Origin of the sequence: Methylocystis silviterrae (genome assembly GCF_013350005.1) — a bacterium.
Classification (GTDB): domain Bacteria; phylum Pseudomonadota; class Alphaproteobacteria; order Rhizobiales; family Beijerinckiaceae; genus Methylocystis; species Methylocystis silviterrae.
In genome coordinates this window covers 386,434-406,861 of record NZ_JABVWW010000001.1, presented here as the reverse complement: position 1 = coordinate 406,861, position 20,428 = coordinate 386,434, and the positions used below count along the sequence as shown (strand labels likewise).

The 20,428-nt window shown below is 61.4% G+C and carries 15 protein-coding genes and 1 pseudogene; 7 read left to right on the top strand and 9 right to left on the bottom strand.

The genetic code is table 11. The features are described from left to right. Positions 1-418 precede the first annotated feature (418 nt). Positions 419-2,158, top strand: coding sequence for an acyl-CoA dehydrogenase (locus tag HUN39_RS01860; RefSeq protein WP_175092800.1), 1,740 nt, complete (start codon positions 419-421; stop codon positions 2,156-2,158). A gap of 144 nt (positions 2,159-2,302) precedes the next feature. Here HUN39_RS01860 and glpD read toward each other — a convergent pair whose 3' ends face one another. Next, positions 2,303-3,769: a glycerol-3-phosphate dehydrogenase gene (gene glpD / locus HUN39_RS01855; RefSeq protein WP_175092799.1), complete on the bottom strand. Its 1,467-nt coding sequence runs from the start codon at positions 3,767-3,769 to the stop codon at positions 2,303-2,305. A 37-nt stretch (positions 3,770-3,806) separates the two neighbouring features. Then, positions 3,807-5,135: a DEAD/DEAH box helicase gene (locus HUN39_RS01850; RefSeq protein WP_175092798.1), complete on the bottom strand. Its 1,329-nt coding sequence runs from the start codon at positions 5,133-5,135 to the stop codon at positions 3,807-3,809. Between the two features lie 306 nt (positions 5,136-5,441). Here HUN39_RS01850 and HUN39_RS01845 point away from each other — a divergent pair. Both HUN39_RS01845 and HUN39_RS01840 read left to right on the top strand, forming a co-directional pair. Continuing rightward, positions 5,442-6,148 (top strand): annotated as a pseudogene (locus HUN39_RS01845) (MgtC/SapB family protein). 174 nt (positions 6,149-6,322) lie between these two features. Next, entirely contained in the window at positions 6,323-7,945 is a 1,623-nt protein-coding gene (locus tag HUN39_RS01840; protein ID WP_175092797.1) for an ABC-F family ATP-binding cassette domain-containing protein, read from the top strand. Positions 7,946-8,018: 73 nt separating this feature from the next. On the opposite strand, the gene HUN39_RS01835 is transcribed toward HUN39_RS01840, so the two are convergent. Next, a complete protein-coding gene (locus HUN39_RS01835) occupies positions 8,019-9,590 on the bottom strand; it encodes a hybrid sensor histidine kinase/response regulator (RefSeq protein ID WP_232365846.1) in 1,572 nt (523 codons plus the stop codon). Continuing rightward, positions 9,590-11,077: an ATPase domain-containing protein gene (locus HUN39_RS19535; protein ID WP_332310704.1), complete on the bottom strand. Its 1,488-nt coding sequence runs from the start codon at positions 11,075-11,077 to the stop codon at positions 9,590-9,592. The genes HUN39_RS01835 and HUN39_RS19535 overlap by 1 nt, the downstream gene beginning before the upstream one ends. Positions 11,078-11,357: 280 nt before the next feature. Here HUN39_RS19535 and HUN39_RS01825 point away from each other — a divergent pair, with 280 nt between their 5' ends. Next, complete coding sequence (locus HUN39_RS01825; RefSeq protein ID WP_175092795.1) at positions 11,358-12,431, top strand: DGQHR domain-containing protein; 1,074 nt, start codon at positions 11,358-11,360, stop codon at positions 12,429-12,431. Here HUN39_RS01825 and HUN39_RS01820 read toward each other — a convergent pair. Then, positions 12,390-13,196, bottom strand: coding sequence for a glycosyltransferase family 2 protein (locus tag HUN39_RS01820; protein ID WP_332310703.1), 807 nt, complete (start codon positions 13,194-13,196; stop codon positions 12,390-12,392). The genes HUN39_RS01825 and HUN39_RS01820 overlap by 42 nt on opposite strands. Between HUN39_RS01820 and HUN39_RS01815 the strand changes: the two genes are divergently transcribed. Both HUN39_RS01815 and HUN39_RS19390 read left to right on the top strand, forming a co-directional pair. Next, positions 13,152-13,619: a hypothetical protein gene (locus tag HUN39_RS01815; protein ID WP_175092794.1), complete on the top strand. Its 468-nt coding sequence runs from the start codon at positions 13,152-13,154 to the stop codon at positions 13,617-13,619. The genes HUN39_RS01820 and HUN39_RS01815 overlap by 45 nt on opposite strands. Positions 13,620-13,691: 72 nt before the next feature. Beyond that, positions 13,692-15,416: a site-specific DNA-methyltransferase gene (locus HUN39_RS19390; protein WP_175092793.1), complete on the top strand. Its 1,725-nt coding sequence runs from the start codon at positions 13,692-13,694 to the stop codon at positions 15,414-15,416. Here HUN39_RS19390 and HUN39_RS01805 read toward each other — a convergent pair. From HUN39_RS01805 to HUN39_RS01795, 3 genes are all read right to left on the bottom strand, one after another. Further along, a complete protein-coding gene (locus HUN39_RS01805; protein WP_175092792.1) occupies positions 15,413-16,372 on the bottom strand; it encodes an IS1595 family transposase in 960 nt (319 codons plus the stop codon). The two genes, HUN39_RS19390 and HUN39_RS01805, sit on opposite strands and share 4 nt — an antisense overlap. Positions 16,373-17,008: 636 nt before the next feature. Continuing rightward, positions 17,009-17,506, bottom strand: a complete 498-nt coding sequence (locus tag HUN39_RS01800) for a hypothetical protein (protein WP_175092791.1) — start codon at positions 17,504-17,506, stop codon at positions 17,009-17,011. A gap of 144 nt (positions 17,507-17,650) precedes the next feature. Continuing rightward, positions 17,651-18,535: a glycosyltransferase gene (locus HUN39_RS01795; protein WP_232365844.1), complete on the bottom strand. Its 885-nt coding sequence runs from the start codon at positions 18,533-18,535 to the stop codon at positions 17,651-17,653. 529 nt (positions 18,536-19,064) lie between these two features. Between HUN39_RS01795 and HUN39_RS01790 the strand changes: the two genes are divergently transcribed. Next, a complete protein-coding gene (locus HUN39_RS01790) occupies positions 19,065-19,973 on the top strand; it encodes a transporter substrate-binding domain-containing protein (protein ID WP_175092790.1) in 909 nt (302 codons plus the stop codon). On the opposite strand, the gene HUN39_RS01785 is transcribed toward HUN39_RS01790, so the two are convergent. Beyond that, a complete protein-coding gene (locus tag HUN39_RS01785) occupies positions 19,940-20,383 on the bottom strand; it encodes an Hpt domain-containing protein (protein ID WP_232365843.1) in 444 nt (147 codons plus the stop codon). The two genes, HUN39_RS01790 and HUN39_RS01785, sit on opposite strands and share 34 nt — an antisense overlap. Positions 20,384-20,428: the final 45 nt, after the last annotated feature.

The window sequence follows — 20,428 nt, the reverse complement described above, 5'->3', positions numbered from 1 at the left end:
CTTCCCGGAAGGATGGCCTCGAGCCGCCTCACGCCCAACAGCCAGTCCACGAAAAGCCCGGTTATTGGAGGTGTCCAGCTGGCTTGAGATATTCCCGGAAGGATCAGTCTTAATATCAATTTTCGTGAACGAAAGACACTGCGGAAGATCCTTGGCAGGTACATTGTTCATATATTCGTCCTTTCATATAAAAGGGTTGAAGAATGAATCTCGTGTGTCCTTTTGCTACTCGGCTCCCGATAGCCCCGGTGCTCTGGAAAGGGATCCGTAAGCAAGGTCCAGCCTTTCGGCTAAAATATTATACAACTTTAGCGCGAACATTTTTCGAAGGCAACCAGCCAACGGCGAAGCGCGCGGGCCCCACCCGTCAAGGCAGCGCGCTAAATTTCGTGTATCGATTCATGTCAGGGACATTCGGATGACTTACCGCGCGCCGCTCGACGACATTCTCTTCGCGCTCCGCCTCGCGGCCGGCGAAGGCGTAATGGAGACCGGCGGCATATTTGTCGATCTCGCCGACGGCGTCGCCGAACAGACCCTGGTGGAGGCGGCCAAATTCGCCGAACAGGTTCTGCTGCCGCTCGATCAGATCGGCGATCGCGTGGGCGCGACATACGCCAATGGCGCCGTCACGACGCCTCCCGGCTGGCGAGAGGCCTACGCGCAATGGAAAGAAGGCGGCTGGAACGCCATCGCGGCCGGCGAGGACTATGGCGGACTGGAGCTGCCTGCCCTGCTCAACGCCGGCTGCACGGAGATCTGGAACGCCGCCAACATGGCGTTCGCCGTCTGCCCGTTGCTTGGCCATGGCGCGATCGAGGCGATGGAGGCGCATGCCAGCGACGCGCTGAAGGAAACTTATCTGCGCAGAATCGTCAGCGGCGAATGGACGGCGACGATGAATCTGACCGAGCCCGGCGCCGGCTCCGATCTCGGATTGATGCGCACGCGCGCCGAACGCGCGCCCGACGGCTCCTACCGCCTCTTCGGCCAGAAAATCTTCATCACCTATGGCGAGCATGATCTCGCGCCTAATATCGTCCATCTCGTCCTGGCGCGCCTTCCCGACGCTCCCCCCGGCACGCGCGGCATTTCGCTGTTCCTGGCGCCGAAATTCCTGCCCGATGACACGGGCGGCTTCACGCGCCGCAACGATGTGCGGTGCGCCGGCATCGAGCACAAGCTCGGAATCCACGGTTCGCCGACCTGCACCATGATCTATGGCGATGAAGATGGCGCGGTCGCTTATCTCATCGGCGAGGAGAACAAGGGCCTCGCCTGCATGTTCACCATGATGAACAACGCCCGCCTCTCCGTCGGACTGCAAGGCGTGGCGCTCGCCGACCGCGCGACACAAATGGCGCTCGGATACGCCCGCGAGCGCAAGCAGGGGCGCGCGCCTGGCGCCAAGGAGACGAGCGCGATCATCAAGCATCCGGACGTCGCGCGCATGTTGCTAACCATGGCGAGTTCGACTGCCGCCGCTCGGGCGCTCTGCTACGAGACCGCCGCCGCGATCGATCACGCGCATCGCGACAGCGATCCGGCGCGCGCGGCGGCGGCGCATGAGCGCGCTTCTCTCCTGACGCCCGTCGCCAAGGCGTTTTCGACCGATATCGCCAATGAGACGACCTCGCTCGCCATTCAGGTCTTCGGCGGCATGGGCTATATCGAGGAGACCGGGGTTGCGCAGCTCATGCGCGACGCGCGCATCTGCGCCATTTACGAAGGCACGAACGGCATTCAGTCGATTGATCTCGTGACGCGCAAGATCCGCGGCGGCGACGGCGTGGCGCTCGCGCGCGAGATCGACGACATGCGCGCCATCGCGGCCGAAGCCGATGTCGCGCGCGAGGCGTTGCGCGAGAGTGTCGAGGCGCTAGCGCGGGCGAGCGCGTTTCTCACCGAAACCGAGCTCGCCGGCGCGCTCGCCGGCGCGACGCCCTATCTGCGCCTCTTCGCGCTGGCCCGCGGCGCAACCTTGCTCGTCAAAGGCGCGAAGCGCGCGCAGCGCGAAGCCGATCCGAATGCGCAACGCTACGCCGCGCTCGCCCGCTTCTTTGCCGACAATATCGCGATCGCCGCGCCTGGATTGGCGAAGACCGTGATCGACGGCGGCGCGTCGGTGAACAAGTCGCATGCGGGGCTTGGGGAGTGAGGGAATCCGGAAGGCAATCCAACGACGTCATGGCCGGCCTTGTGCCGGCCATCCACGCCAGGACATCGCGGAATGATCGTCACTGGACCGTGGCGGCGACGCGTGGATGGCCGCGACAAGCGCGGCCATGACGCGCGGCAATTGTCAGGCGCCGATAAACTCACGCAGCGTTCTCTGCTGCGCGTCATTCATATGCAGCCCGAGCTTCGAGCGGCGCCAGAGAATGTCGTCGGCGGTCCGCGCCCATTCCTTCTCGCGCAGATAGGCGATCTCCGCCTCGGTCAGGCCGCAGCCGAAATCACGGCCAAGATCGCTCAACGCTCGTGCATCCTCCAATATCTGAAAGACGCGGGTCCCATAGGCGCGCGCGAGGCGCAGCGCCAATTCATCGCCGAGAAATGGCTTTTCGCGCTTGAGATCGGCAAGAAAGCTGCCGAAACCTTGCGGCATGTCGCCGCCGGGCAAGATCGCGTCCGCCGTCCAGGCCTCGCCATGCGCGGGAAGAAAGCGCGAGAGTTCACTCAGCGCATGTTCGGCAAGCCGGCGCGCTGTCGTAATTTTGCCGCCGAAGATCGACAGCGACGGCGCCGCGTCTTCTGGCGCATCGAGATCGAAAGCATAATCGCGCGTCACGACCGACGCTTTCAGCGCCCCATCGTCATAGAGCGGACGCAGGCCGGCGTAGCTTGACGCGATGTCATCGCGGGTCGCTGGAACGCGTAAGAAATGATTGAGCGAATTGAGCAGATAGTCCGTCTCTGCGTCGCTGATCGCCACGGCGCCAGGAAGGCCGTCATAGGAAACGTCGGTCGTGCCGATGAGCGTGAAGTCGCGCTCATAGGGGATCGCAAAAACGATGCGGCCGTCGGGGTTCTGCAAGATATAGGCGTGTGCGCCCTCGAAGAGCTTGCGCAGAACGAGATGCGAGCCCTTCACGAGCCGCACATGTTTGCGCGAATGGATGTGCAGCGCGTCTTCGATCACCTGCGACACCCAGGGGCCGGCGGCGTTGACCAGCGCGTGCGCCTCAATCGTCTCGCCGTCCGCGAGCGTCGCGCGCCAGCGGTCGCCCTGTCGCGCGGCGTGAACAAGCCTTGCGCCGACGCTGATCGTCGCGCCGCGCTCCGCCGCGTCGCGTGCGTTCAACACGACAAGGCGCGAATCGTCCACCCAGCAATCGGCGTAGGTGAAGCCGACGCGGTAAGCGTCGCGCAGCGGCGCGCCAAGCGCATCCTGCGAAAGCATCACCATATGCGAGGCTTCGAGGCGCTTGCGGCGCGCAAGGTGGTCGTAAATGAAAAGTCCGAGACGCAGCAGCCAGACGGGCCGCAGCCCTTTTTCGTAGGGCAGAACGAATTTTAAGGGCCAGATGATGTGCGGCGCGGCGGCGAGCAGCAGTTCGCGTTCGGCCAGCGCTTCATGCACGAGGCGAAATTCATAGAGCTCGAGATAGCGCAGACCGCCATGGATGAGCTTCGTCGAGGCGGACGACGTGCCTTGCGCGAGATCGCCCTGCTCGACGAGCCTGACGGCGAGGCCGCGGCCGGCGGCGTCGCGAGCGATGGCGCAGCCGTTGATCCCGCCGCCGACAATGAGAAGATCGTAGATCATGGCCGCCCTCGATTCGAAGCGGCCATGACTATAGCGTTTATCCCTGCGGACGGTTCGCCTGCTTATGACGCGCGCCGCCATTTGCGGGGCGCTTCTGTCCATTGAAAGAGGCGCCCGGTCGCTTTGCCGCGGGACGCTGTCCCTCGCGACGCGGATGCTGCGCGCCGTTTCGATGCGGCGACGGCGAATTCGGCCTCTTAGGCGCCGGGCGTGCGGAGTCGCCGTCATCCTGGCGGGCGCCTTCGGCGCGCCGGTCAGTAAATTCAAGCGTCTGACGCGTCAGCTTTTCGATCGCGCGCAGCAACGGCCGCTCGCCATTGTCGCAGAGCGAAATCGCCTGGCCGGTCGCGCCGGCTCGCGCAGTACGGCCGATGCGATGCACATAGGCTTCTGCAACTTCCGGCAATTCGAAATTGACGACATGCGTCACGCCGTCGACGTCGATGCCGCGCGCAGCGATGTCGGTCGCGACAAGCACCCGCGTGCGGCCCTTGCGGAAACCGTCAAGCGCGCGCAGCCGCTGGCTCTGGCTCTTGTTCCCGTGGATCGCGTCGGCGCCGACGCCGGCGCTCTCCAGATGCTGCGCGACGCGATCGGCGCCGCGCTTGGTGCGCGTAAACACGATCGCGCGCGAAATCTGGCGGTCGTTCAACAGTTCGACGAGCAGGTCGCGCTTGGCGCCGCCCGAGACCAGATAGACATGTTGCGCGACACGCTCGGCGGTGGTCGCGGCCGGCGTCACCGAGACTTTCGTCGGATCGCGCAGCATGTCGTCCGCGAGCGTGGAGATCTCCCGCGGCATCGTCGCCGAGAACAGCAGCGTTTGGCGTTGCTTCGGCAATTTCGCGACGATCTGGCGGATCGGAACGATAAATCCAAGATCGAGCATATGGTCGGCTTCGTCGAGAACGAGCACTTCGGTCGTCGCGAGCTTCAAACGGCCGCTGCCGAGATGGTCGAGCAGACGCCCGGGCGTCGCCACCAGAACGTCGAGGCCGCGCGCCAGCATTTCATTTTGCGGACGATGCGACACCCCGCCGACGATGACGCCGACGCTTGGACGAAAGAAATGGCCGTACGAGCGGAAACTGTCGGCGATCTGCGCCGCGAGTTCGCGTGTCGGCGCGAGAATCAGCGCGCGCGCCGTGTTGGGCGCCGGGCGCCGCTTGTCGGCCAGCAGCCGGTGCAGGATCGGCAGAGCGAAGGCCGCCGTCTTGCCGGTGCCGGTCTGGGCCACGCCGAGAAGGTCGCGACCTTGCAGAAGCGCAGGAATAGCCTGCGCCTGGACCGGGGTGGGAGTTGTGTAGCCTTCGCGCTCAAGCGCGCGCAGCAGGATCTCGTTCAAGCCGAGATCGGAGAATGTCATCACGTCAGTTGTTGCTTTCAGTTGTCGATTCGAGCCACGAGGACCGGCGAGGAGAGCGCCAGCTCAGGACCAAAAAAGAGTCGGCCCCGCGTAACGGGCCTCGGCGTGGGAAAAGGGGGCGCTCGACAGCTCGTCGACGAAAACGTCAACCTACGCGGCTGGAGCGCCTCATGCTGCGGCGCAGCGCAGTCTTCATACAGGAGCGTCGCCTCAGGGTCAACATTGCGCGTGACCGCGGCGTCGGCCGCGACAAGCTTCCTCCGGCCTTCTATAAGCCGAGAAGCGGAACGCCGATGGATTTAGGCCATGAACGCCATTGCAAATTTCGACGGCGCGGAAATTCTCAATACGTTTGTGTCGCTGCTCGTGGCGTTCGTTCTCGGGACCGCGATCGGCGCGGAGCGCCAGTATCGGCAGCGCACCGCCGGGTTGCGGATTAACGCTCTCGTCGCGCTCGGCGCGTCCGCTTTCGTCGATCTCGGCATGCGGCTCATGGGCAATCAGGGTGCGACCCAGGTGCTGGCCTATGTGGCGTCGGGCGTCGGCTTTCTCGGCGCTGGCGTGATCATCAAGGAAGGCATGAATATCCGCGGACTGAGCACAGCGGCGACCGTCTGGTGCTCGGCGGTGACGGGCGGCTTCGCCGGCGCCGACCGTCCGGCGGAAGCCCTATTGCTGGCGGGTTTCGTGCTGGCTGGCAACACGCTCCTTCGACCACTCGTGCGTCTGATCGAACGTACGCCGATCGACGAAACCGCGACGGAAGCGATCTATGACGTCCGCGTCACGGCGAGCGGCGCGACGCCATTCGGGACATTTTGATCGAGCGGCTCGAAGCCGCCTCTTATCCGATCCAGGACATTGCTGAGAACGAACGCGAAGACGACGTCGAGATCGTCGCGACCCTCGCGACGTCGAGCGCGACGGGCGAACAGCTTGACGCGGTCGTCGAGGCGCTCGCCGCCCTCGACGGCGTCTCGCATGCGACCTGGTCCTCCCGCACAAGCGACTGAAATCGCGCCGCGAGTAAGCAGCGCCGTCATCGCCCCTGGTCCACGATCTTGACCCAAAGCAGATGTTTCCGTCGAAGCTTGGGCGAGATCGCTCACAGTTCGGAATGCTCTTCCGCTGGCGCGCCGCATGGCCTAATGGCTACCCAAACTTTCCTTCCCGGGTCCCCTGCACACATGATTCGTCTCGAAAACATCGGCAAACAGAACGGTCATCAGATCCTCTTCATCGAGGCCTCCGCGACGCTCCTTAAGGGCGAGAGGGTCGGCCTCGTCGGTCCCAACGGGGCCGGCAAGACGACCCTCTTCCGGATGATTACGGGACAGGAGCATCCCGACGAGGGCCAGGTGGCCGTCGATCGCGGCGTGACCATCGGCTACTTCAATCAGGACGTCGGCGAGATGTCTGGCCGCAGCGCCGTTTCCGAGGTGATGGACGGCGCGGGTCCGGTCAGCGCGGTGGCGGCCGAGCTGAAGCAGCTGGAGGACGCCATGGTCGATCCTGACCGGGCGGACGACATGGAACAAATCATCGAGCGTTACGGCGAGGTGCAGGGACGCTTCGAGGAGCTGGACGGCTACGCCCTGGAGGGCCGCGCGCGCGAAATCCTCGCGGGCCTGAGTTTTACTCAGGAGATGATGGACGGCGACGTCGGCGCCCTGTCGGGCGGTTGGAAAATGCGCGTGGCGCTCGCCCGCATCCTCATCATGCGCCCCGACGCCATGCTTCTCGACGAGCCGAGCAACCATCTGGATTTGGAAAGCCTGATCTGGCTGGAGGAATTCCTCAAAGCCTATGAGGGCGTGCTGCTGATGACCTCGCACGACCGCGAGTTCATGAACCGCATCGTCACCAAGATCGTGGAAATCGACGGCGGCGCGTTGACGACCTATTCGGGCGATTACGTGTTCTACGAGCAACAACGCGCGCAGAACGAGAAGCAGGCGCAGGCGCAATTTGAGCGTCAGCAGGCCATGCTCGCCAAGGAAATCAAATTTATCGAGAGGTTTAAGGCGCGCGCATCGCACGCCGCGCAAGTGCAGAGCCGCGTGAAGAAGCTCGAGAAGATCGACAGGGTCGAGCCGCCCAAGCGCCGCCAGACGATTTTGTTTGAATTCCCGCCAGCGCCGCGCTCCGGCGACGACGTGATCACCCTGAAGAACGTGCACAAGAGCTACGGCGCACGGAGAATCTACGAGGGACTGAACTTTCAAGTGCGCCGCAATGAGCGATGGTGCGTCATGGGCGTCAACGGCGCGGGCAAGTCCACGTTGCTGAAATTGGTGGCGGGCTCCTCACTGCCGGACGACGGCGCCGTCGCCCAGGGCGGCAGCGTGAAAATGGGCTATTTTGCGCAACACGCCATGGAGTTGCTGGACGGCGAGCGCACCGTGTTCCAGTCGCTGGAGGACTCATTCCCTCAGGCAGGACAGGGCTCGCTGCGCACATTGGCCGGCTGCTTCGGTTTCTCCGGCGACGACGTTGAGAAGAAATGCCGGGTGTTGTCGGGCGGCGAAAAAGCGCGACTTGTCATGGCGAAAATGCTTTACGACCCGCCGAACTTTCTTGTGCTGGACGAACCCACCAACCATCTGGACCTGGCGACCAAAGAGATGCTCATCACCGCGCTGTCGAATTATGAAGGCGCCATGCTGTTCGTCTCGCACGACCGGCGCTTCCTGGCCGCGTTATCCAATCGGGTGCTGGAACTGACGCCCGAGGGCGTTCATGTTTATGGCGGCGGCTACACGGAATATGTGGCGCGCACGGGCCATGAGGCGCCCGGCCTCCGTAGCTGATGACAGCACGGCCGGCGACATGAACTCGCACGGCGAGCAGCCGACGTGAATCACGACGCCCTGACTCATGTGCTCAGGTTGGCGACTCCGAGGCGAACAGATTTTCTAATTCTGAGATCTTGATCGGTTTTACAAAATGCCGGTCAAATCCAGCCTCGGCGCTTCGCTCAAAGTCCTCGGCCTGGCCCCAACCCGACAACGCTGCGATGAAGAGAGAATCTCCGCCGGGAAGCTGTCTGATCCTCCGGACAGTCTCGTAACCATCCATCCCGGGCATGCCGAGATCGACAAAGACGATGCGGGGCTGAAATTTTGAGATAACTTCCAGCGCCTCGGCTCCGCCAGGAACGACCTGCACCTCCATCCCAAAGGAGGCGATCAACTCGCCAGTGAGTTTGCCGACAAGGTGGTCATCGTCCACGACCAACACCTTTGTCTGGGACGCGCGCCGCTCCTTTGTATCTCGCGCGGGTTCAACGTTCGACGCATCCGGCGCTTGGCTCAATGGAAGCCGAACAATGAACTCGCTGCCCTTATCCGCGCCACCGCTTCGGGCTTCGATTGCGCCTCCGTGCAGCGTTACAAGACTGCGGGTGAGCGATAGACCGACGCCAATCCCGCCTTGAGCCCTTCCGAGATTGCGATCGACCTGGGTAAAGATGTCGAAAACGCGGGTGATCATTTCGGGCGGAATGCCTACGCCCGTATCCTTAACGATGACCACCGCGGAACGACCGTCCTGCATCACCGTGACGTCGATCACGCCGACGTCTGCTGTATATTTTGCCGCGTTGTTGAGAAGATTTACAAAAACCTGACCGAGTCGAATTGGATCGCCCTCGATGAAAAGCTCTGTCGAGGGCGCGTAAAAGTGTTTGCGATGTTTCCCGGCCTGAAGTTTGTCGGCCCCATGTTCAAACACTTCGCGCACGAGCGAGACAAGATCCAGGCGCTCCTTGTGAAGCTCTAACTTGCCGCGGCTGATGCGCGAAACTTCCAGAAGGTCGTCGACAATACGCGTGAGCTGCTGAGTTTGCTTCTCGATCGCCGATAGCATGTCGTCGTCCCTGTCGGCTGAGCGCCGCTTCTTGATGTGAATCGCCGCGCAAATCACAGCGAGAGGATTGCGCAACTCGTGGGCCAGCACGGCGAGGAACTCGTCCTTGCGGCGATCGGCGGTCTGCAGCGCGTCCAGCGCATCGCGAATGGCGTATTGTAGGCGACGGGCTTCAATTGCGTTCTTGAGCGCGCTGATCAGCGAGCGCTTTTGCGCAGGGCGTTCGATGAAAACTATACTCGGGCGCTTTTCGATCGTTCGGAGCAAAGCCAAATCTTTTTGAGCGTGGCCGCGGGCGAGAAGCAACACCACGGGCAACTGGGACCAGGCCGGTTCAGGACCGAACAACTCGTCCCAGGCCACCGCGCGATCGCGCGGCAATGCCTCCTCCGCCATAAGAACGCAGCCTGCGCCATTCGCGATCTCCCGGCGTAGCTCTTCTTCGTTGCTGCAAACGCAGTTGGAAAGACCGCCACGATTGAGCGCGTCTTCGGCGAGCGCGGCATCGCGTCCCGTCGGCGTCATAATCAGAACGCGCAGGCTATCCTCGGCGCGCGGGACGACCTCCGCTGCGCTACTCTCCGCCATCATGGAATCGGAACGATGGATTCAGGATGATACACAGGCGTTCCCATCAGGACGCCGGTAAAGCCTGTGAGCGGCTCGCTGACGTCGACGCCGCCCGGTCTCATCGTCAGTTTCCGGATTGTGTGCTCATGTGGGCCGCTACGCTTTTTGACGATCGAAAAGGCCTTGTGCAGCGCGCCGTCAAGCTCGAAAAAACGAAGCAGGAACACATTGTCGGCCAGGAAGCTGAAGTCCATCGGCGAAGAGAGCTCCATCCCAAAAATTCCGTGCTGCGTCAGCGTCATGATGGTGACGATCTGACGACGGTTCAGATAGGAGAGCAACTCCCTGATGTGAAGAATAACGCTCGGTTCTTCCATCGCCGATTGCAGATAGCCGTTCAGCGTGTCGATCACGACGAGCTTGACGCCCTGCTTCTCGACTCGATCCATCGCCAGGTCGGCGATCTCGCCGACGCTCAGTTGGGCCGGATCAAGATGCCTGAGTTCAATGCGGCCGGCGTCGACTTCGGCGCGCATGTCGAAGCCCAGTCCCTCGCTGCGAGCGATATAGCTCTCCTCGCTCTCGTCGAACAGAAAAACGGCGCATTTCTCGCCGCCCCTGGCTGCGGCCATCACGTAGAGCGATGATATGGTTGATTTTCCAGCGCCCGCAGGCCCAGCGATGAGCGTGTTCGAGCCTCTCGGAAGCCCGCCGCCGACAAGCGCGTCAATCTCTGAGTTGCCGGAGCCGAGCGCCGGAGCCGCCACGAGGCTCGGAAAGCTCTGTGCGACGAGGCGAGGATGCACGGTCAGCCCTCCGGCGGCGAGCGTTACGTCGTGCGAGCCGCTTACATAGCTGCAGCCGCGCAGTTTGATCACGCGCAATGCGCGTCGGTCGGCCCCGTAGGAAGACGGTCTTTGCCGCAATTCGATGATGCCGTCAGACATAGTTTTGCTGCGGAGATCCTTTTCCGTCGTCGATGCTTCATCCAGCATCACCGTCGTGCAGTTGCGCGCCGCCATGAAGTCGCGAATTCGCTTCAGTTGACGCCGATGGAAAGCCGCCGTCGGCGCCAACACACGCAGACTTGAAATCGTATCGAGCACAAGCAGTCTCGGCTTCACCCGTTGGACTTCGGAAAAAAGGTGGTCGAACGTCTCGCCGATCTCGACCTCCGCCTCCGGGAAAAGCGTGTAATCGAGCCCTTTGTCTTCCGCGCTGGATGGCTCCGACAGGCCGGTGATATTGATCCCGTCGAGACTCCATCCGTGCGATGCGGCGATCGACCGCAACTGTTGCGGCGACTCGGCGCTCGTCGCGAGCAGGCAGCTTTCGCCCGCGCGAACCGCCTGGATCAGGAACTGGAGCGCCACGGTCGTCTTGCCGCTGCCGGGCGCACCTTCAACGAGAATAAGTGAGCAGCGCGGAAGACCGCCGTGAAGAACCCTGTCGAGCCCCGGAACGCCTGTCGCAAAACGCGGGGTTGTCTCTATCGGCACGGACACTGTGGCTCTCCCGATAATCGTGAGCGTTCAGCTTACAGCACGGCAAGTATTCGACAACATTGCTTTCCGCTATGTCTCCCCTTCCGCGGCCTAAGAGCCCATCGCAGCCGTGGCCGCAATGGCGTTGAAGGGGTATTCAGAAGATAAAACACGGCTTCGCGCCCTCAACCCATCTTGCCGCCAAACCTTTTCCCGCTTAGCGTCTTCGTCCGAGTGCCGGTCGATTCGTCGAGTCAGCTGTCGTGAACGCTGAAAGTTCACGCTTCCGAGGGATCAGAACATGGATCGGGACACGCTCAGCGATATCGCCGAATCCGCCCCGTTGCCGGACGCAGGGGCCGAATTGCGCAGCCCCTCCGCTTCCGCCGCCGGCAAAACGTCGATCAGCGTTCCGGCGCAACTCGTTTCTCAAGGCGCGCATCGCTTCTACGCGCTGGTGCTGCCAAGCAGCCTGCTCGCTGAAACCTGCACGGTCGAACCGCGGGTCGAAAATCCGGCGGAAGGCTTCCAGCGCCTGCTCGATCCAAAGCGCGCGAAGTCCATCGCCAAATATATCGACGCCGGGTTCGGCACGGTTCCGGGCGCCGTGGTCCTTTCGGCGCAGTCGCGCGCGCATATGCATTATGACCGCGCCGCGGGAGCTCTGACATTCCGGCAGGACCCCCGCGCCTTCCTGATCATCGACGGGCAACATCGCATCTTCGGCTTCAAGCTGGCGAAACGCGCCGTCGACGTGCCGGTGGTGATCTACAATAAGCTGAAGCGCTCGGAAGAATGCCGGCTGTTCATGGACATCAACACCAAGCAGCGGCCCGTGCCCAATGAACTGTTGCTCGACATCCGCCGCCTCTCGGAAGTCGAGACGAAAGCCGACGCGCTGCTGCACGACGTCTTCGATCTTTTCCACACACGCGACGACAGCGCGCTCAAGGACCTGCTCAGTCCGGCGGAACGGCGCAAGGGCACGATTTCGCGCGTCACCTTCAACGCCGCGCTGCGCTCGATCAAGGGCGCATTCGTCGATGCGCGGGCGGAGGAAGTCTACGTGGTGCTCAACGCCTATTTACGCGCCTGCCGGCACGGTCTGGGTTTGCACAACGCCGATGAGCAGATCACGCATCCGGCCCTGTTCAAGGCGCTGGCGCTGCTGTTCGCCAATGTCGCCGAGCGGGTCGCCGATCGCCACGGCGGAAAATACACGGTGACGAATTTCGAGGACGTGCTCATTCCCTTCTTCAAACGCCTGAAGAAATCGGATCTGCCGCGCGCCGGCATGAGCCATGTCGCGCTGCATGAGCATTACGGCAAGGCGCTAAGCGCCGGCTTCCTGATCAAACAGTGGCTCTTCTCTTGAGACGAATGGGTCGACGTCTTTTTCCGCTGCGACAACGCCGCGCGCGGTCAGCCCGTGCTCGGTCTTTTCCCAGTGGAAAGGGCGCCGACAGAGTTCATAAAGGGCGCGCCAGGCCGCGATGCTCAGCATCATCAGCCACAACGGCAGATAGAGAAGTGCGCGGCGAAACCGCGTCAGGCCGCGCCGGCGCATCCCCATGGCGAGCGGCAAGATCAGGGAGATCGCTCCGGCGATCGCCAGACAGCACCACAGCGTGCTCAAGGCGATTTCAAATGGCGCGACCGGCGCCAACAGTGCCCCAAAGATCGCGTCATAGGTCATACGCGCCGCCAGGAACGGGCCGAGCAAAGGACCAAACAATCCGCTGGCGAACATTGCGAGCACCGCGATCGCGCGCCGGGAACCGAGATCGACGAAAAGCCGCATAGGCCGACGGCAGTGCACGATGAATGTCTGCATCCAGCCTTTGAACCAGCGCGTGCGCTGTCTCACCAGCGCAGCGAAGGCCGCCGGCGCCTCTTCGAAAGTTTGCGAGGCGAATGTCCGCACCTCAAAGCCCGCGCGCGCGAGCCGCAGGCCGAGATCCGCATCTTCGGTGACGTTGAAGGCGTCCCAGAAGCCGATGTCGCGCAGAGCCTCGATGCGAAAGTGCGGTATTAGGTAGCAACCGCACCTAGCGGATTCTCGCGGATTTCCGCCGGTTTTGCAACAATCGGCGGCATGGCCGACACGATCAAACTGGCGCGAACCGCCACCTATGAGCACACGATTTCCGGCTTGCTGACGAAGCGCGCAGACCTTTTCAACGAAGCGCAGCGCATCCGCGACCGGCTGGCAGAGATCAAGAACGATATCGGCGCGCTGGACCGCGTTCTTGGCACGCTCGGCTATACCGGCAATCTAGACGCCGAAATGCCGCGCCAGAAGCGGCAAGTGCTCTTTGGGCCGGGTGAGCTGACTAGAGCCATCCTAGACGTGCTCAGGGACGCTACCGAGCCGATGGCGACGCGAGAGATTGCCCGCGCCATCTTGGCCGTGAATGAGCAAGACCCGCGCGACAGGCGGTTGCTTACCGAACATACGCGGCGGGTGAGCAAGGCGCTGCGTATCCTGAAAAGACATGGGGCTGTCGTCGGGGCCGGCGACAAGGGCGGCAACATGCTTTGGGAAAAATCCCGAAAATCTTAGAGGCCAATTAACCAAATCACCAGCAACTATAAACTGCGACGCGTGCTGCGCGCCGCAGCGATGGGGCGCGCAATGAACAAACTATTTTTCGGGGACAATTTAGATGTGCTTCGTGAGCGCGTTCAGCCCGAATCTATTGACCTTGTTTATCTGGACCCACCCTTCAATTCTAACGCCAGCTACAATGTTCTTTTCAAGGAAGGTGGCACTATTCCATCTGAGGCGCAGGCCGAGGCATTCCGAGATACTTGGGAGTGGGGTGAAAGCGCTGCTTCGGCATATGAAGACGTGATGCGTTCCTCTGGCGATGTAGCCTTGGCGCTTAAGGGTTTGAAGGCATGGATCGGACAGAATGCGATGATGGCTTATATCGTCATGATGGCCGCACGTATTCTTGAATTGCGTGACGTTTTAAAGCCAACAGGATCGATGTATCTACACTGTGATCCTAAAGCAAGTCACTATCTTAAATTGATACTTGACGCCGCGTTTGGTCATGAGAACTTTAGAAGTGAAATAATTTGGAAGCGGACGCATTCTCATGGGTCCGCTAAGCGTTACGGGCCTCTTCATGACGTTATTTTGTTTTACTCCAAATCTGACAACTTTACTTGGACTTATCCAACTGTGCCTCACGATCCGGTATATATCGAAAAATACTTCAAAAGCTTCGATGAAAAGCGCGACGATTATTTCCAGTCGATTTCGCTCACCGGAGCGGGAACCAGACGAGGCGAAAGCGGCGACCCATGGCGCAGCGTAAATCCAACATCCGTAGGTCGCCATTGGGCGCTGCCGCATGCAGTGCTCGCCAGAGAGGGGATAACAAGCGGCACGACACAGGAAAAGCTGGACAAGCTTGATGCGGTCGGAAGGATCGCGTGGCCAGCGCGCGGCGGAACGCCGAGGCTCAAATGGTTCACGTCAGATTTGGAGGGGGTTAGTCTAGGAGACATTTGGACCGATATTGCTCCGATCTCAGCCCATGCAAAAGAACGGCTGGGTTATCCTACCCAAAAACCACGCGCCCTGCTTGAGCGAATTATCTTGGCGTCCTCAAATCCGGGAGACGTTATCCTTGATCCATTTTGCGGGTGCGGGACAACTGTTGAAGCTGCGGAAAGATTAGGGCGGCAATGGATCGGGATCGATGTAACGCACTATGCGATTACCCTAATAGAGGCGCGGCTCAAAGCTAACAATCCAGATGCCAGCTTCACCGTGCATGGCCGACCGACCGATCTCGCCGGCGCACGCGATCTCGCGCGGCGGGATAAGCATCAGTTTCAGTGGTGGGCTGCATGGCGCATTGGCTCACAGACATATCGAGAAGAGAAGAAGGGAGCCGATAGAGGTATTGATGGGAACATCCTATTCAAAAATGGTCCGTATGGTGACGGCCGGATTATTGTTTCTGTCAAAGGTGGCGAGAACGTCGGCGCTCAGATGGTCCGCGATCTTCGCGGCGTGATTGAGCGGGAAGACGCGGAAATGGGAATTTTAGTAACCCTTGCGGACCCAACCGGCCCAATGCTGCGAGAAGCTTCCGAGGCAGGGTTTTTGTCTCGCTCGGCGCACGGACGCCTGCCCCGTATGCAAATCGTGACCGTAGAAGACATGCTATCTGGGCGAATGCCGAAGATGCCGCCGCTTCCTGTTCCAGAACGAAAGCTAACGCCTTCAATTAAGCGCAAGGACAAGGATCAACTTGAATTGTTGTTGCCGTTTGAAGGGGAGAAAATCATCCCCTCAAAAGGCGTTATCGTCGATCCGCGCTTCGTTTCACTAACTGGTTAGGCGCTACGCTGCCAGTAGCCCTTCCACTGCCGCGAAACCGGATGTGTAAGCGCCGCGTTGGCGACCATTAGATATTGTTCGCCATTGCTCACGCGCCGATGGTCTTCACGCCAAGCCATTTCGCGGGCGTAGGCTTTGAGATACGGCCCCGCGATATGGTGATGCGTGCCGATTTCCGCGCGGCGCAGCCGGGAAAAGAAGCTCTCGGCCTTGTTCGTGCAAGCGCCTTCGTCTGAGTAAGCCCATTCATGATTGATGCGCTTCGTCAGGAAGCGGGCGTGTAGACGGTCCCAATGCGTCGCTTCGTCGGCGTGAACGACGGCTCCGGCGTCGATACGGGCCTCAAGCGTCGGAACCGACTCGGCTTCGCTCTTGAAAACGAAAGGCAGCGTGCGGCCGGCGCGCTCGCGCATGATAACGACGACGCGGCGCTTGCCATTCTGATTGATCGCAAGGCGGCGATCGCGGCGGTTTTCCTTGTAGTTTGACGGCTTCACATAACCGCCGAAATAGGCGCCGTCGATTTCGACTTCGCCGCAGGCTTTCATCGTCTCGACTTCCGCAGCCATCGCCTCGCGGATTTTGTGGGCCATGACGTAGGCCGTCTTATACTGGCAGTCGAGATCGCGAGAGAGTTGCAGGGCGCTATGGCCCTTCGCGCCGTTGACGAAGATCGCGATCGCCAGAAGGTAAGTCGAGATCGGCAGCTTGCGGCTGGCGAAGATAGTGCCGGACGTAACGCTGAATTGATGGTCACAAGCTTTGCACTTGAAAACCGGACGGCTCTTGTAGCTGTAGACGCCAAGGCAACCGCAGTGCGGGCACACCGGCTCGCCTTCGGTAGAGGCCCAACGGATTTGTTTGAAGGCGTCGCGGGCTTCCTCTTCGGACATGCGAGCAACCCGAGCTAGGCTCAGGCTCCTTGCATGTTTCGAGAGAAGGAAGTGTTGCGACATGGGATGCTGACTGTCCGCGTTTTCCGCTTATGTCAGCTTTTATAAATGACATTAGAGATGGCGTCAACTTAAAACAATGATCTTGACGTAAAAAGTTGCCATCGCTATTTTCAGCGCATGACGCCAGGACAGTGCCGCGCCGCGCGCGCATTTCTTCAAATTTCGCAAGACGATCTGGCGAAAGCCGCGAGCGTCGGCGTTTCGACGGTTCGCGACTTTGAAGTTGGGAAGCGGGCGCCAATAGCGGCAACTCAAGCTGCAATGCGGTCAGCGCTTGAGGCGAAGGGGATTCGCTTCGTTGATTGTGGCGATGATGGCGCATTGGGCGTTCTTTGCGCTGCGCCTGATCAGGCGCAGCGCAGTGGACAAAAATCTTAGATTCTGCTAGGGAGACGACGGTGGAGCTAGCGGGACTTGCACCCGCCGGGCGTTGGATGGAAAGCCGTGCCCTGCACTGTGCAGCCCCGCTAGGAGACTGGCCGTCACGCCAACGCAATGACGACCAGCCGGCATCTGAAGCTATCTTCTCATGTCCCACCTACCTTCCCGGTATGATCCGGGTCTCTGGTTACGGCCCTGCGCTGCTTTTCGAGGGCGACGCGCAGGGCCAATTTTTTCTCTGACGCTCATTGGCGATCAGAATGGGGAATCGTCGTCTTCAACCGTGTCCGGCTGGACCACGGCGTCTGCGGTTTCATCATTTTTCGGCAGCAAATATTTTGTGCCGTTTTTCCTCAGTTGGCCCCGCTTCCACATACGCCAAGCGATCGGCCCGACAACGTCGGGGCGAACCTCAGGCCACCATTTCTTGGCGATAAGGTCCCTGATATCAGCGGGCTCTAAGCCGCCGTAGAGCACCACTGAAGGCGTATCCAAGACATCTATGATCATGTCCGGCATCGTCGGAATGTTTGCCGGTTTGGCGTGAGCCGGGACTGGAGGGAGTGGTATTCCATCCTCGATCTCCAATACCGTCTGTGAGGGCTCCTGACGTCCTAGACGGGAGATCACCCTTGCGGCGACATCCAGCTCAGGCAACTCAGCCTGCAATGCCGCGATACGGTCGCGGCATTCCTGAATCTCTTTCTCGATTTCTGCCCTTCGGCGATGGATAAGAGTTAGCGGCTGCGTCATGGAGACCGTGCTTAAGCGACGGCAGCATACCAGTCAAGACAAGATACGCAGCGTTCACCATTCTCCCCATAGCAGTTTATATCTGTCGATCAACGCGTATGGATATATCTTTATACGTGGAAGGTAAGATAGCAGGTGCGTTTGCTACCTAATGCCGCGAAAGTGATTGGACGTGCCGCCAAGGAAGAGCGGCATTCCCATCGCTGCGAGGCCCTTGTTGTAGACGTCAAAAAGCGCCGCATATTCAAGCGCGAACATCGCCGTCATCCAATTCAGCTCTCCGTTGTCGATGGCGAGGCTCGCCTGCAGGCAAGCGACGCTCGGCGGCGAGGCGGCGAAGAGCGTCGCGGCGCGGCGCAATTGGCGTGACTCGGGCAAATCTTCCGCGTCGAACACCGCAACGAGCGATCCCCGGGCGAGCGGCATGGCGACGTTCAGCGCGCGTGGCTTGGTGCGCGGAGCGCCCTCGGGCGCAATGACGATCTCATGCGGCGCATGTGGCGCGTGCGCCTTTAATGCAGCAGCCGTTGGCTCATCGTCGGCTTCAATAACGAATTTTACGTCGAGCTTGGCTCTCGGATAATCCAAACGGTCGATCGCTCGAGCGAGCTGGCGCGCCACGGCGGCTTCCTGGTAGAGCGCAAGCACGATCGTGTAGATCGGCAGTTGCGCCTCGCTTTCGAGCGGTTCGGCGTCTGCGCAGTGTTGAAAACTCGCCGCGCAGGCGAAAAGCCTCAGAAACACGCCGCAAAAGAATGCGCCTGCAAGGAGCAAAGCCGATGCAAGGCGTAGAAAGAAGAAAGGCGCGTAAAGGCTCGCCGCCAGTCCGATCAGCGCGACGAGCAGCAGTCCCACCTGTCCGCGCCGCAAGCCGCCGCGCGCGCATAAATCCCGATCGACGCGCTCGACGAGAAAGGCCGCGTCTCGCGCGGCTTTGGCGGGATCGGCGCGACGCACCGCCTCCAAGAGCCGCGTTCGGGTGGTGATCGCGAAGAGCGGCCGTCCTCTTGCCGCACGCCGCGCGCTCATCAATCGAAAGACGCCGCTGCCGCTCGGCGCGAATAGCCAAAGATAGATAGCCGCTCGACGGGTCCCGGACGCGCGCGTAGCCGCATTCGGCCGTCGCAACGCCTGACGCGGCGACGTCGACAGGACTGTCTATGAACTCGACGTTGAGATGCTTCGCCAGCGCCCGATAGAAGACATCCTCGCAGACGAGCCCCTCGGCGAGTAGCGCTTCGTCGGCGCAAACGCCCTGGCGACACGCCGTCGCAGCGGCAAATTGCAGCACCTGCTCCGGCACGCCATGCGCCGAAAGAAAGGCAATCTCGACAGGAATGGGTCTCGACGCGGTCGCACGCGACGGCGACGGCCGGCGAACGGCCGAGGAGTCAGCGAACGGCCGGCGTCTGAAAGGCTGAGGAGGAAGTTCGTCCTTGATCTGCGAAGCAGAGGAAGCAACACTATCGATCGGCACAAAATTCATGCAATAAATCCGGCAAGCGCAAGCAGCCTGCGCGCGACTATCGACCTCCAGCAAGGGCCAAGCAATCCTTTTATGCGCCGTCTCACTCAGCCGCGCCGAACCGGTCTTCTCGCCTTCAATGGTGCGGCGCTCGCCGCGCTGTTCCTGACGTCCTGCTTCACGGCGGCGGCTGACGGCGCGCCGCCCGCGCCGGCGCCCCCCGCGTCGACGCCGCCGGCCGCGAATACGCCCTCATTTTGGGACCCCAACCGCACGCCGGAAAAGCCGGATGTTTCCGGACTGCGCCAGATCCGCTTCCTGACCGAGGATGACTATCCGCCGTTCAATTTTCTACTCTCGGATGGGCAGGTCGCCGGCTTCAACATTGATCTCGCCAGGGCGATCTGCGTCGAACTCGACACCGCCTGCACGATCCAGCGGCGGCGGTGGGATCTGCTCGTTCCCGCGCTCAACGACAATAGCGGCGACGCCATCATCGCTTCGCTCGCGATCAATGACGAAACTCGAAAACAGGTCGATTTTTCCGGACCTTACATGCTGACGCCCGGCCGGTTCGCCATGCAGGCCGATACGACCCTAAAGTCGGCTTCTCCCGCCGCGCTCGCCGATCGGCCGGTCGCGGTGGTCGCGGGCTCGCGACACGAGGCGTTTCTTCAAGCCTTCTATCCGCGCTCGACCTTGGTGACGTTCGAAACGCCCGCCCTGGCCCGCAGCGCGCTCAAGAACGGCCGCGTTCAGGCGACTTTCGGCGACGCTATCGCCCTTTCCTATTGGCTGAACGGCGCCGAAGCGGCCGGCTGCTGCGTCTTTCGGGATGGCCCCTTCACCGATCCGAAATATTTCGGCGAAGGCGTCGGCATCGCCGTGAAAAAAGGCAATGCGCCGCTGCGCCGGGCGCTCGACTACGCGCTCTCCCGCCTCGCCCAGCGCGGCGTTTTCGCCGAGCTCTATCTGAAATATTTCCCAGTGGGGCCGTTCTGAGCCGCGCCGCCCAGCAATAGGGCGATGGCGCCGCGCGCGCGGCCGATGGCGGCGCCGAGGATCTCGGACTTCTCAGCGGCGCTCGCATCCGCGCCGCGCAGCGCCTGTTCGTAGGCCTCCGCCGCCCGCCCCACCTCGAAGGCGCCGATCGCCCGCGCCGACCCCTTGATGGTATGCGCAAGCGCGATGCGCCAGTCGGCGTCGCCCTGCGCGGCGGGCGCGCGCAAGCGCTTCGCAAATTGCGCCGCCTGTGCGTCGAATAGTCCCAGCAGCTCCCGTTCGAGATCATGGTCGCCGAAGGTCTGTCGGGAGAGATGGACGAGGTCGATCGGCGACTCCGCGTCGGCCTCGGATAACGGCTGCGGTTGAGCCTCGCAATTTAGAAACGTGGAGTCCGCCAGTTTCGCCATCCCCATTCCTGTTCCCCTTGATATCTATCGCAAAGCGGTTCGTTT

Coding starts and splice junctions, on each gene's coding strand:
- HUN39_RS01860 (WP_175092800.1), top strand. CDS start 419: ATGACTTACCGCGCGCCGCTCGACGACATTCTCTTCGCGCTCCGCCTC.
- glpD (WP_175092799.1), bottom strand. CDS start 3,769: ATGATCTACGATCTTCTCATTGTCGGCGGCGGGATCAACGGCTGCGCC.
- HUN39_RS01850 (WP_175092798.1), bottom strand. CDS start 5,135: ATGACATTCTCCGATCTCGGCTTGAACGAGATCCTGCTGCGCGCGCTT.
- HUN39_RS01840 (WP_175092797.1), top strand. CDS start 6,323: ATGATTCGTCTCGAAAACATCGGCAAACAGAACGGTCATCAGATCCTC.
- HUN39_RS01835 (WP_232365846.1), bottom strand. CDS start 9,590: ATGGCGGAGAGTAGCGCAGCGGAGGTCGTCCCGCGCGCCGAGGATAGC.
- HUN39_RS01825 (WP_175092795.1), top strand. CDS start 11,358: ATGGATCGGGACACGCTCAGCGATATCGCCGAATCCGCCCCGTTGCCG.
- HUN39_RS01815 (WP_175092794.1), top strand. CDS start 13,152: ATGGCCGACACGATCAAACTGGCGCGAACCGCCACCTATGAGCACACG.
- HUN39_RS19390 (WP_175092793.1), top strand. CDS start 13,692: ATGAACAAACTATTTTTCGGGGACAATTTAGATGTGCTTCGTGAGCGC.
- HUN39_RS01805 (WP_175092792.1), bottom strand. CDS start 16,372: ATGTCGCAACACTTCCTTCTCTCGAAACATGCAAGGAGCCTGAGCCTA.
- HUN39_RS01800 (WP_175092791.1), bottom strand. CDS start 17,506: ATGACGCAGCCGCTAACTCTTATCCATCGCCGAAGGGCAGAAATCGAG.
- HUN39_RS01795 (WP_232365844.1), bottom strand. CDS start 18,535: ATGAGCGCGCGGCGTGCGGCAAGAGGACGGCCGCTCTTCGCGATCACC.
- HUN39_RS01790 (WP_175092790.1), top strand. CDS start 19,065: ATGCGCCGTCTCACTCAGCCGCGCCGAACCGGTCTTCTCGCCTTCAAT.
- HUN39_RS01785 (WP_232365843.1), bottom strand. CDS start 20,383: ATGGCGAAACTGGCGGACTCCACGTTTCTAAATTGCGAGGCTCAACCG.